The organism is Paenibacillus sp. FSL K6-1566 (genome assembly GCF_038050475.1).
GTDB lineage: Bacteria > Bacillota > Bacilli > Paenibacillales > Paenibacillaceae > Paenibacillus_AQ > Paenibacillus_AQ lactis.
In genome coordinates, this window is the sequence record NZ_JBBOSR010000001.1 from 6,265,906 (window position 1) to 6,277,224 (window position 11,319).

At 55.9% G+C, this 11,319-nt stretch carries 12 protein-coding genes; 5 read left to right on the forward strand and 7 right to left on the reverse strand.

The window, feature by feature from the left end; all coding sequences use genetic code 11:
• Positions 1-39: 39 nt before the first annotated feature.
• A complete protein-coding gene (locus NST08_RS28060) occupies positions 40-489 on the reverse strand; it encodes a threonine/serine exporter family protein (protein WP_034272385.1) in 450 nt (149 codons plus the stop codon).
• 61 nt (positions 490-550) lie between these two features.
• Positions 551-1,306, reverse strand: coding sequence for a threonine/serine exporter family protein (locus tag NST08_RS28065; protein ID WP_144878589.1), 756 nt, complete (start codon positions 1,304-1,306; stop codon positions 551-553).
• A 358-nt stretch (positions 1,307-1,664) separates the two neighbouring features.
• On the opposite strand from NST08_RS28065, the gene NST08_RS28070 reads away from it, so the two are divergent.
• The 4 genes from NST08_RS28070 (at position 1,665) to serS (ending at position 5,516) form a co-directional block, all read left to right on the forward strand.
• A complete protein-coding gene (locus NST08_RS28070; RefSeq protein ID WP_007128943.1) occupies positions 1,665-2,189 on the forward strand; it encodes a PadR family transcriptional regulator in 525 nt (174 codons plus the stop codon).
• A 96-nt stretch (positions 2,190-2,285) separates the two neighbouring features.
• Positions 2,286-3,008, forward strand: a complete 723-nt coding sequence (locus NST08_RS28075) for an ABC transporter ATP-binding protein (protein ID WP_251535798.1) — start codon at positions 2,286-2,288, stop codon at positions 3,006-3,008.
• Between the two features lie 89 nt (positions 3,009-3,097).
• Positions 3,098-3,871, forward strand: coding sequence for an ABC transporter permease (locus tag NST08_RS28080; RefSeq protein WP_251535799.1), 774 nt, complete (start codon positions 3,098-3,100; stop codon positions 3,869-3,871).
• A 334-nt stretch (positions 3,872-4,205) separates the two neighbouring features.
• On the forward strand, positions 4,206-5,516 hold the full coding sequence (gene serS, locus NST08_RS28085) for a serine--tRNA ligase (RefSeq protein ID WP_144873087.1): 1,311 nt from the start codon (positions 4,206-4,208) through the stop codon (positions 5,514-5,516).
• Positions 5,517-5,764: 248 nt separating this feature from the next.
• On the opposite strand, the gene NST08_RS28090 is transcribed toward serS, so the two are convergent.
• On the reverse strand, positions 5,765-6,505 hold the full coding sequence (locus tag NST08_RS28090) for an HAD family hydrolase (protein WP_144873084.1): 741 nt from the start codon (positions 6,503-6,505) through the stop codon (positions 5,765-5,767).
• A 399-nt stretch (positions 6,506-6,904) separates the two neighbouring features.
• Here NST08_RS28090 and NST08_RS28095 point away from each other — a divergent pair, with 399 nt between their 5' ends.
• Positions 6,905-7,948 (forward strand): LLM class flavin-dependent oxidoreductase, encoded by a 1,044-nt coding sequence (locus tag NST08_RS28095; RefSeq protein WP_210094060.1) that lies wholly within the window; start codon positions 6,905-6,907, stop codon positions 7,946-7,948.
• 262 nt (positions 7,949-8,210) lie between these two features.
• Here NST08_RS28095 and NST08_RS28100 read toward each other — a convergent pair whose 3' ends face one another.
• From NST08_RS28100 to NST08_RS28115, 4 genes are all read right to left on the reverse strand, one after another.
• On the reverse strand, positions 8,211-8,969 hold the full coding sequence (locus NST08_RS28100; protein WP_007128949.1) for an SDR family NAD(P)-dependent oxidoreductase: 759 nt from the start codon (positions 8,967-8,969) through the stop codon (positions 8,211-8,213).
• Positions 8,970-9,131: 162 nt separating this feature from the next.
• Positions 9,132-9,884, reverse strand: coding sequence for an SDR family NAD(P)-dependent oxidoreductase (locus tag NST08_RS28105; protein ID WP_007128950.1), 753 nt, complete (start codon positions 9,882-9,884; stop codon positions 9,132-9,134).
• Between the two features lie 20 nt (positions 9,885-9,904).
• On the reverse strand, positions 9,905-10,330 hold the full coding sequence (locus NST08_RS28110) for a MarR family winged helix-turn-helix transcriptional regulator (protein WP_007128951.1): 426 nt from the start codon (positions 10,328-10,330) through the stop codon (positions 9,905-9,907).
• Positions 10,331-10,636: 306 nt separating this feature from the next.
• Positions 10,637-11,278 (reverse strand): nitrite reductase, encoded by a 642-nt coding sequence (locus tag NST08_RS28115; RefSeq protein WP_210094062.1) that lies wholly within the window; start codon positions 11,276-11,278, stop codon positions 10,637-10,639.
• Between the last annotated feature and the right edge of the window lie 41 nt (positions 11,279-11,319).

Below are 11,319 nucleotides of genomic sequence, written 5' to 3' on the forward strand. Positions count from 1 at the left end.
GGATTCTTATGCACCGCGCTTTATTTTAAAGAGCCCAGCTCACCGCATAACGGACCATTTTCGGATCACCTGGTTGATGACCTCCGAGAGCAGCAACCCGAGCGCGATCGCGCCCGAGATCATAAAGGCCTGCGCCCCCAGCTGCACGGCCTGATCGAACTGGTTCTCCGCCACATGCCGGAGGGCATTGTAAGCAACCCCGCCCGGAACGAGCGGGATGATGCCCGATACGCTGAAGACAATGATGGGGGTCTTGTACTTCTTCGCAAAAAAGTGGCTGATCATCGTGACGCAGAAGGCCGCCACCACCGTGGCCGTCACCGGCTTGACCGCCATATCCTGGAGCAAAATATAGAGCAGCCAGCCCACCATCCCGGCAAAGCCGCATTGCAGCAGCGCTTTCCGCGGCGCGTTGAAGATCATGCCGAAGGCGGCGGAAGCGATAAAGCTCGTCACGAGCTGCTGGATATAAAAGCCGATCACGGCCATCCTCCTCTACTCTATGGATTTTGATTAAAACCACCGATCCGGGATGTCCCACATCCCTCGGCTAGAATGAAAGCGTGAACGCCACGCCCGCTCCGATGGCAAACGACGTAACGAAGGCCTCCGCCCCCTTGGACAAGCCCGAAATCAGGTGACCGGCCATCAAATCCCGAATCGCATTCGTGATGAGCAGCCCGGGCACAAGCGGCATAACCGAGCTGATAATGATCGTATCCAGCTCCTGCCCGATCCCGAGATTGACCAGCCATACCGAGACGATGCCAATGACAAGCGCACCCGAAAATTCCGCAAAGAACCGGACCGGAATGACCCGGTGCATCACCACAAAGCATGTAAAACCAAGCCCTCCGGCTACCGCAGCCGGTAGGAAGTCGGCCCAAATGCCGCGGAACATGATCAAGAAGCAGCCGCTGGCGACGGCCGAGAGCAGGATCAGCAGCCAGTTGGGATAGATGGACGGTTCTTGCTCGATCTGCTGAAGAGCCTGATACGCTTCTTCAATCGTCAATTCACCCAGGCTTATTTTTCGCGACACACTGTTGACCTTTTCAATCTTGTCCAAATTCGTGGTCCGGTCGGAAATCCGGATCAAGCGCGTAATATGCTGCGGTTCCTCCACGGAAAAGATGATGCCCGTCGGCGTCATATAGCTGTGGCTGTTCGTAACACCGAACGAGGCGGCGATCCGCATCATGGTGTCCTCCACCCGGTATGTCTCCGCTCCGCTCTGCAGCATGATTTTTCCTGCCAACAGGCAGACCTTGATGATGTCATGCTCCCGCTTCAATGATTCGTTCAATCCCAATCCTCCTGATGACAGCTTCCGATTCAACACGGTATGCCCCTATTATAGTATCATTGCCTCGATAAAGCATAGGATATGCTTTAAAGCATCGCCGCGGACAACAGACGGGCTTCCACCGCAAGTGCTCGGGGTAGTGTTCGTTTCAATCTCGCACCATGGTCTGGTAACTGGAGACTACCCCGGTGGCCTCTAAAAAGAAGTCTTCCCCCGATCACATCTTGACAAATGATTTCATTCTCCATATAATCACCTTAGTTGAATATCCAACGTTGGATATTGGATTCTGGATGATCCCTTATTTTCCGCCCTTATATTACAAGGAGTCTCAATTCATTCGAAAGAAGTGACCGACATGACCAATTTGATTCTGCTCTCATTCCTCCGCCAGCGTCCCATGCACGGATATGAGATCCAGCAGCTCATTCAGAGCAGCCGCATGGACTTGTGGACGAATATTTTATCCGGCTCGATCTATTACGCGCTGAATAAAATGGAGCAGGACGGCCTCATTGTGGCCACCGCGGAGGAGCGCACCGGCGCCCGGCTTCGTAAAATATACAGCATTACGGACGCGGGGGAAGAGCTGTTCCAGCAGATGATCCGCGAAACGCTGACCCTGCCCCCGCACTCGGTCAAATCGGACTTCTCCCTCGGTCTCATCTGGATCGAGAGCATTCCGAAGCCGGAGGCGCTGGAGCTGCTGGAGCAAAATTTGCGGCAGGTCGAGGAATCGCTCGCCCAGTGGCGTTCAGGCAAGGAGATCAAGGGACAATACGGGCTCTCCAAGATCGCCATGGCCACCTTCGATAACGCCATCTCGCTGCTCGAGCAGGATGCCGCCTTTCTCCGAAACATCATGGACTTATTGCAGGAATAAGTGCCTCAGGATAGCTGCAGTTCAGACTGCGGCTTTCATTTACGGCACATATCCAACATTGGATAAATAACATTGGTTAATATAAGGAGGATGTAGATGATGCATACGGAAACCTTGATTCAAGCCTCGGGATTGACGAAAAGCTACGGCTCCCGCACCGTCGTAGACGGCGTGGATCTGGCTATCCGGGAAGGGGAGGTGCTGGCAATCATCGGGCCGAACGGCGCAGGAAAGTCTACGACGCTGGATCTGGTCCTTCAGCTCCGCCGTCCGGATGCCGGACGCGTGCTGTACTGGACGCAGGAGCCCGCGCGCCATATCGGGCTGCAGCTGCAGTCGACCCCGTTCTTTCCCGGCTTCACCGCGCTCGAGAACCTGCGGATGTTCGCAGCCTTCTACGGCCTGCGTCTCCCGGACTCGGAGCTGATGCGCCAGCTGAGCCGCTGCGGTCTGGAGGAGGCCGCGAGAACCGATGCGCTGCGGCTCTCCGGGGGCCAGCAGAAACGGCTCGCGATCGCGATGGCCCTGGTGCATGATCCGAAGCTGATCGTGCTGGATGAGCCGACGGCCGCACTTGACCCTCGGGCACGCCGGGACATTCGGGAGCTTATTCGCTCATTGGCCGAGTCCGGCGCATCCATCGTCTTCACGTCCCATGACATGGAGGAGGTGCATAAGCTGGCGGGCCGGCTGGTGCTCATCAGCGGTGGAAGGGTCCGGGCCTCCGGCACCCCGGAGGAACTGCTGGACCGTTACCAGGTCGATAGTCTGGAGGAGCTGTACATCCGGCTGACGGATGCGGATCCACAAGCAACGTAAACGAACCTGGCAAGAGAGCGGGACCCGCTAACGCCCCTCTCTTCTATGGCTCCTCGCGCCGAAACGAAAACCATAAAGGAGGAATTTCTATGCTTACCATCATGAACACCATGCTGCGGGCACTCTTCCGCGATACCCATACCCTTGTCTGGAACATTGTCTTTCCCATTGCAATGCTGGCGGGGCTAGGGCTTTATTTTAACGACGGAGCTTATTCGTACCGCCTGCTGAGCGGTGTGCTCACGACCAACATCCTGTTCGGAGCAACGATGGTTACGGCCTTTAACGTGATGGCTCAGCGCAACCGGGGCGTCTACAAGCTGCTGCGCGCCACCCCGTTCCGTACCGCCTCGTTCGTAGCTGCGATGACAGGCTCCCGCACCGTGCTGGCGCTCCTCGTCAGTGCATGCGTAACCTTGATGAGCGTTGTGCTCCTTGGAGTGAAGCTGAATCTGCTCAGCTTAGCCCTGATTCTGACCGTCCTGCTGGTCGGTACCGTGTGTTTTACCGCGCTCGGCTTTCTTGCCGCTAATCTCTCAAAAGACGAAGGCAACGTCAACATGATCTCCAACCTGATGAGCTTTCCGATGCTGTTTACCAGCGAGGCTTTCTACTCCCTGAACCATGCTCCGCAATGGGTCGTAACCATCGGTCATCTGCAGCCGTTTCACTATCTGGTGGAGGCCATGGGCATCGCCGTCCAGCCTCAAGGAAATGCTTCCGGCCTCTGGCTGCCGCTCGCCATCCTGATCGGATTTACGATGCTGTGCCTCGTGGCGGCCGTCTTGACCTTTCGCTGGGACGCCGATCAGCCTCCCTTCTGGAAGAAGCGGCAGGCCGGGCAGCAGGCGGCTTCGATGTAATTTTTCGGCGTGCCGCCTCTTGTATAAAAGGCTCCTCTTGCGGTATACTGTACAACAATATCAGCATCAGGCCGATGAAGAGCATCCAACTCGGAGGCGTTTTCGCCAAGGGAACCGGGCAGCCGATTGATTGTAAGGCGCACCGTCCCCTAAGTTAACCGGGTCCGCCCGTTACCGCGGAATCAAGAGGATTGAACGAGGGCCCGCGGCATGTTATACGCGCAGGTACGGTTCAATCAATTTGGGTGGCACCGCGAGCGCATAAGCGTCCCTCGTCCCATATGGACTAGGACGCTTTTTTTATTTTTCAATAGGAAAAGGAGCGCGGTTTACCATGATGGACATGAAATGGATTCGGCAAAGCAAAGAAGCACAGGAGGAATTGCAGCGGGTAGCGGACCAGAAGGGGATCGCCCTGTCGGTAGAAGAGCTGCTCGAGCTGGATGACAAGCGGCGGGCGCTGCTGCTGTCGGTGGAGGAGCTGCGCCAGCAGCGGAACGCGTTATCGGAGGAGATCAGCCTCTTGATGCGTCAGGGCAGCAGAGAAGCGGCCGAGCAAACGAAGCAGCAGGTCAAAACGATCAACGAGCGACTGAGCGTTCAGGAGGCACAATTCCGCGAGGTTGAGGCTATGTATCAGGAACTCCTCCTGCTCATCCCCAATATCGTCTCGCCGGATACGCCGGTCGGGGCTTCGGACCAGGACAACGTGGAGGTCAGACGCGTAGGCGCGCCTCCTGTATTTGATTTTGACTATAAAGACCATGTCACGCTTGGAGAGCTCCACGGCATGATCGACATCCCTCGCGGTGTGAAAACCGCCGGCACCCGGAGCTACTACCTGACGGGCATGGGCGCCCTGCTTCATCGAGCGGTGCAGCAGCTTGCAATCGATATGCTTGTTGAAAAGGGCTTTACCCTGATGGATGTGCCGTTGACCGTACGGACGGAGGCGATGCGAAACACCGCCTTCTTCCCGCTCGGCCAGGATCAGGCATTCCGGATTGCCGAGGAAGACAAATGGCTGGTCGGCACCTCGGAGGTCCCGCTGGTATCGTACTACAGCGGCGAAATCGTCGACGTATCGCAGCCGATCCGCCTGGCGGCCGCATCGATGTGCTTCCGCAGCGAGGTCGGCTCGGGCGGCCGGGACGTCTATGGTCTTTATCGCGTGCACCAGTTCGCGAAGGTCGAGCAGGTCGTATTGTGCGAGGCGAACGCAGAGACGTCGGAACGCCTTCTTCAGGAGATCACGGCCAATGCCGAGGAGCTGCTGGGCAAGCTGGAGCTCCCGTACCGGGTCGTTGCCGTCTGCACCGGCGATATGTCGCAGAAGACGTATAAGCAGTACGACATCGAGACATGGATGCCGAGCCGCGGGGCCTATGGCGAGACCCATTCGTCGTCGAACCTGCTCGACTTCCAGGCCCGGCGCTCGAACATCCGCTACCGGGATGCGGAAGGCAAGCTTCGCCACTGCCACACCTTGAATAACACCGCCGTCGCTTCGCCCCGCATTCTGATCCCGCTGCTGGAGAACCACCAGCTGGCGGACGGCTCGATCCGTATTCCGAAGGCGCTGCAGCCTTATATGAACGGGCTCGAGCGAATTGAAGCTCCGGCTGGCTTCGGCTTGGAGGAGTAAACTATAGATCCAGCGCAGAAAAAAGCAAATTCTGCTTCCCTCTAAGGGAATCGTAATCACGCATAAGAGGTGCCCCATAAGATTAGCAGATCTTGGGGGCACCTCTTTGTATTATGGAGAGAGCTCCCGCGATTCATTCCGCAGTCGCTGCTGCATGACGTTTATCGTCGATGCTTGGACGAGTCGCCATTGGGACTCGTCTCGTTATACTGCCACTCCATAATGGTTACCATTCAAGGCTGTCAACGTCAACCAGCGAAAATATAGCGCTGAATCGCCTTGGCAACGCCGTCCCGCGCATTCGTGTCCGTCTGCGCATCGGCAATCGCCTTCAGCTCCTCATCCGCGTTCCCCATGGCAACGCCAAGTCCGGCAGCCCGGATCAGGCGGTAATCGTTCATGTTATCGCCGATAGCCATCACTTCGCGCATATCGATGCCAAGCCTGCTGCAAATCGTGCGCACGCCTGATTCCTTCGATATACCGCGAGGGGAAATCTCCACATTGACGGCTGCCGAACGGGAAATTTCAATCGTATCGATCTCGGAGGCAAGCTCCCGCAGCTTCGAAATGACCGACAGATCAGGATGATGCATGCCGAATTTCATCCATCGCCGCTCAAACATCTCCTCCGTCCAGTTTTTGCGATTCGTAAGGCTCTCCACGCTGTATCCCCAGAAATGGGCGTCCGCCTCCAGCGCCAGCCGGTGCAGCTGTCGAATTTCTTCCGGCTTCAAAAAATGCCGCTCGCACAGCTGCTCCCTTCCCGTCCACAGCTCGGCTCCGTTCAGCAGTACCATCGGGCCGTTCAATCCCAGACTGTTCCAAAGGTCGATGACGGTCTGCATCCCCCTTCCGGTTGAGAAAATCACCATGACGCCGGAATCAACCGCCTTTTGAATCCAATACCGGGTCGTATCGGTCACGATTCCTTCTTCATTTAACGTCGTGCCGTCCAGATCAAGTGCCAGCATTTTGTAATTTGCCATAGGCCATTCCCCTTGCTCTCCTGGATAATTTAAAGATCTTCTTTTTGAATCGATGTAATGATAAGAAGTTCGTTAACGTCCCTGGCATTCCTTTATATTTTTAGTTTCAAATCTGAGAAAAATCAGCCTCAATCGATCAATCGGAATGTCCGAATCGGATTATCAATAGCTTCGGAGCCTCGTCGGGTCCTGTTTTGGAATCCGCTAACCCGGCAATCATTCCCTTTCATATTTTTCTTATCAATTAACTAGGTATATAATGATGGTTATATAGGGAATCCGGTGACTGGGTATACCATACTTATCCGCGGTCATCCTCGGTGCCCTATCGTCAGGAAGCCAGGATGCCCGTCTCTATATAATCTTGCCGTGCTCTGCACGAAGAAGGAGGCAACCAACATGTCTGAATCCGATCTTCATCATACAGAACCAAGAACGGTGAGCGATATTCCGATCTCGATCCTGGATCTCGCCCCGATTACCGCTGGCAGCACTGCAGCACAGTCGCTCAAAAATACGCTCGACCTCGCCCAGCACGCCGAGCGATGGGGCTACAACCGCTACTGGCTGGCCGAGCACCATAATATGCCGGGCATCGCCAGCTCCGCGACCTCGGTCGTCATCGGCCACGTGGCCGGCGGAACGAACACAATTCGCGTCGGGTCGGGCGGCATTATGCTGCCGAACCATGCGCCGCTGGTCATCGCCGAGCAGTTCGGCACGCTCGAATCGCTCTACCCGGGCCGGATCGATCTCGGGCTCGGCCGGGCGCCGGGCTCGGATCAGCTTACCTCCCGGGCGCTGCGGCGCGGCCCCGGCAGCGATGGGCAGGATTTCCCGGACCGCCTCGGCGAGCTGCGGACCTATTTCAAGCCCATCTCCGGCTCGTCCATGCGGGTCCGGGCAATACCGGGCGAAGGGCTCGACATCCCGATCTGGCTGCTGGGCTCCAGCGGCTTCAGCGCACAGCTGGCGGGACAGCTCGGGCTTCCGTTCTCCTTCGCGAGCCACTTCGCGCCGGATTACCTTATGCCGGCGCTCGATCTGTACCGCTCCACCTTCCGCCCGTCGGAGGAGCTTAGCAAGCCTTACGCGATGATCGGCGTGAACGTCATCTGCGCCGATACCGACGAGGAAGCCCAGCGGCTGGCGACATCGCCGTATCAGCAGTTCCTGAACATCATCCGGGGCCGTACCGGCCAGCTCAGCCCGCCGGTCGACAGCATGGATGATCTGTGGAACCTGCAGGAGCAGGCGATCGTGAAGCGGCAGCTCAGCTTCTCCGCCATCGGCAGCCCGGCTACCGTCCGCGCGCAGCTGGAGGAGTTCCAGCGCATGACTCAAGCGGATGAAATAATTGTAGCCGCCGCGATCTATGATCACAAGGCGCGTCTCCGGTCCTACGAGCTGTTGGCAGACGCCGTCGGCCTGAGTAAGCGCTAAGCGAATCATTCCACTGGATAAAACCTACCCAGCGTTGTTATACGCGGGTAGGTCTTTTTTTAATGCACACGAAATCACACACAAATATGCACGAAAAAGTCATAGAAGGGGCATAATTAATTTAATATAAACCAGCCAGCCATCTTACCATGCCAGGACCACGCCCCGGCGCACAAGGTGAGGTTCCCTTGGTGTATAAAGCCCAAAAAAGCCAGCCCGCCGCTGAATCCGGCTGACTGGCCTTGCATATTGAAACCCTGTGTTACAGCGTCAACCCGCCGTCGATCGTCACGAGCGAGCCCGTCATATAACTGGACCCCGGTGAAGCCATAAACGCAACCACGTTCGCGATTTCGTCGGCCTCGGCCGCACGCCCCATCCGCATGTCAGGGATCTCCTCAGGCACATAGCCGCTCTCTTCGAAGGACTTCGCCACGGCTGCCGTCAACGGTGTCTGCACGCCGCCCGGACAGATCGCGTTCACGCGAATGCCCTTCTTCACATATTCGAGTGCCGCGGATTTCGTCAAGCCGACGACCGCATGCTTGCTTGCCGAATAAGCTCCAGCACTGTGCTCGCTGCGGATGCCCGCCGTCGAAGCCGTATTCAGAATATGGCCGCTGCCCTGCTCTTTCATGACCTTCAGCACGTATTTCATGCCGAGGAAGCAGCCCTTCACATTAACGGACATTTGACGATCGAATTCGCTCTCCTCGATATCATCGAGCATGGAGAACTTCTGTATAATCCCCGCATTGTTGAAGAAAAAGTCAATTCGGCCGTAGGTTTCGACAGCTTTATTTACGTAGTTCTGCACATCCTCGCTCTTGGACACATCGGCCTGTACGAAAATGCCTTCTCCGCCTTGTTCCTTAATCATACGGAGCGTTTCTTCCCCAGCCTCCTTGTTGAAATCAACCAGGACGACGGCTGCGCCGTTCTCTGCCAGCTTCAGGCTGCTCGCTCTCCCGATTCCGCTGGCCGCGCCGGTGATGACTGCAATCTGTTGATGATCGGACATGGAACAACACTCCCTTAATGGATATAAATGAACGCTATATATCAAGGACCAATATTCAATGATCTACAAAAGTCTTCTTAAAATTCCTGGGTACCCGTGTATCTGACAGTGATCCATTCGTCATATCCGATCATGTGCTGACCGAACATGAGGGATCTCCGGTTACTTCGCGTAGTATCCGCCGTCGATCGGGAGCTCGATGCCCGTAATGTAAGAGGATTCGTCCGAAGCCAGGAACAAGGCGCCATTCGCGATATCCTCCGGTTTGCCGAGGCGTGGAAGCGGAGTCTGCGATTGGAACCACTGCATCATCTGCTCGTTCTTGAACAGATCGATCGTCATCGGCGTTTCGATGTAACCCGGATGGATCGAGTTGCAGCGGATGTTATGCTGTGCAAAATCGACGGCGGTCGCCTTGGTCAGCATGCGCACGGCGCCTTTGCTTGCGGTGTAAGGTCCCGCGCCGCTGCCGCCCGTCAGGCCGGCTATGGAGGAAATGTTGATGATGGAGCCGCCTCCGGCTTCGATCATATGCGGGATGACGTACTTTTGGCCGAGGAAAATGCTCGTCACGTTAATCGACATCGTCTTCTCCCAGCCTTCAACCGTCAAGTCCATGAACGGGGTTGCGTTCGAGATGCCGGCATTGTTGACCAAAATATCAATCTTGCCGTACTTCCTCACGGTTTCGTCCACGACGCGGATCCAATCTTCCTCCGAAGCGACATTTTGCTTGAAGCCGATGGCTTCGCCGCCGCTGGCTTGGATCTCGGCCACGACCTCCTGGATTTTATCCTCCTGCAAGTCGGTGATCGCTACCTTCGCGCCCTCTTTCGCAAACAACAGGGCATCTGCCTTGCCCATACCGCCGGCCGCACCGGTGATGATCGCTACTTTATTGTCCAGTCTTCCCATATTGGATGACCTCCTGATTGTTATTTGCCGTCCCGATTTCCGGACGGGTTCATCTTGAGCTGGAAATGATCAATCATCTTCGCATAAGCGGAGATCAGCAAATCCAGCTCCTCTTCGGTATAATCGGACCACAATCCTTCGTTCAGCTCCCGGTATTTCTCCACCATGCGGGCTTCCATCTCACGGCCACGTTCCGTGATTCTCAGATAGACCTGCCGCCGGTCGGCTTCGGATGTGACACGTTCAATGAGTCCCTTACTCACCAGCTTGTTGCTAAGATTGGTGATCGAAGGCAAAGTCACGTTCAGCACGCTCGCGAAATAGGAGCTTGTCTGATCGCCTTCATTAGCCAGCGTCTGCAGCACGTAATATTGAGGTCCTGTCAGATCGCTGTCCAGTATTTGGGCATAGCTGGCCACAAGCGTCATCATCTGGCGGGACACCATGTGGGACAGCTGCTCCTTCTTATCCAGCTTTGATCACCCCGATCAGGAATAGTCGAATACATATATCACAATATTAAATAGTTAAAAGCTTTTAACAATTAAATTGTATACCCTTTCACTCCGTTCGTCAACTGTCCCGCAGCTGTATCATATGGGGGCTTTCCCTATTCCTCCCTATTTCATACGACCTCGCTCCCGGCACAAAAAAAACCTCTATAAAAAGGCCTTCTAAGTATATCCAGCTGCTCGTCAAATATAATTTCAGGGCGTACAAAAAAAGACACCACCATATGGTGATGTCTCGCTTTACCCTGCCGGCTCCATCCGGGCATTGGCGGTTAGCTTCCGCAGCTGTTCCAGTGTGATCCGGTCCACGAATCTTGAAAATTTCTCTTTCTTCTTACCCTGCTCCTGAAAAATCGCAATCAAGCTCCGTATCATCGGAACAAGCTCCTCTGCTTCCAGGCCGGCATGCAGCTGCTTGGCCAGCAAAGCCTTTAGGCCCCGCGGTTCTCCACCGACATACATATCGTATTTATCCCGCATTTTGATGACGGCGATATCCTTCAGCAGCGGTTCGCTCGTGCCGAGCGCGCAGCCTGCATATCCGATCCTGAGCGGCGAGGGTACCGGATGCCCGGCAATCGCTTCATCGAGCGCCCGGGCTACGTCCAGGCCCGCTTCCTCTGCCCCCCTGCAGAAATGGCAGGCGATCAGACTTTTGGTGACGAATCCGGCAGGGTGAACCTGGAGTCCGGCTGCCCTTAACAGGCGCTGAGCCTCTTCCATCTGTTCCTCCTCCATCTCGACGTACAGCTGCTTGAAGCTGGTCATTTCGATACGGGCATCCTCGCCGACGACGCTGCCCAGGACGGCCAGCTGTTCGGGACGGAACATCGTTCCGCCCACCTCAAACCCTGGCGTTACGGCAAACTTCCGCATACTCATGTGAACACTCCCATTTTGTTCAATTGATCGTATGGCCCCCG

Excerpts from the sequence above, each read along its gene's own strand:
- NST08_RS28090 (WP_144873084.1), bottom strand. The coding sequence starts at position 6,505 with ATGGCAAATTACAAAATGCTGGCACTTGATCTGGACGGCACGACGTTA.
- serS (WP_144873087.1), top strand. The coding sequence starts at position 4,206 with ATGATGGACATGAAATGGATTCGGCAAAGCAAAGAAGCACAGGAGGAA.
- NST08_RS28075 (WP_251535798.1), top strand. The coding sequence starts at position 2,286 with ATGATGCATACGGAAACCTTGATTCAAGCCTCGGGATTGACGAAAAGC.
- NST08_RS28060 (WP_034272385.1), bottom strand. The coding sequence starts at position 489 with ATGGCCGTGATCGGCTTTTATATCCAGCAGCTCGTGACGAGCTTTATC.
- NST08_RS28105 (WP_007128950.1), bottom strand. The coding sequence starts at position 9,884 with ATGGGAAGACTGGACAATAAAGTAGCGATCATCACCGGTGCGGCCGGC.
- NST08_RS28100 (WP_007128949.1), bottom strand. The coding sequence starts at position 8,969 with ATGTCCGATCATCAACAGATTGCAGTCATCACCGGCGCGGCCAGCGGA.
- NST08_RS28070 (WP_007128943.1), top strand. The coding sequence starts at position 1,665 with ATGACCAATTTGATTCTGCTCTCATTCCTCCGCCAGCGTCCCATGCAC.
- NST08_RS28080 (WP_251535799.1), top strand. The coding sequence starts at position 3,098 with ATGCTTACCATCATGAACACCATGCTGCGGGCACTCTTCCGCGATACC.
- NST08_RS28095 (WP_210094060.1), top strand. The coding sequence starts at position 6,905 with ATGTCTGAATCCGATCTTCATCATACAGAACCAAGAACGGTGAGCGAT.
- NST08_RS28115 (WP_210094062.1), bottom strand. The coding sequence starts at position 11,278 with ATGAGTATGCGGAAGTTTGCCGTAACGCCAGGGTTTGAGGTGGGCGGA.
- NST08_RS28110 (WP_007128951.1), bottom strand. The coding sequence starts at position 10,330 with ATGGTGTCCCGCCAGATGATGACGCTTGTGGCCAGCTATGCCCAAATA.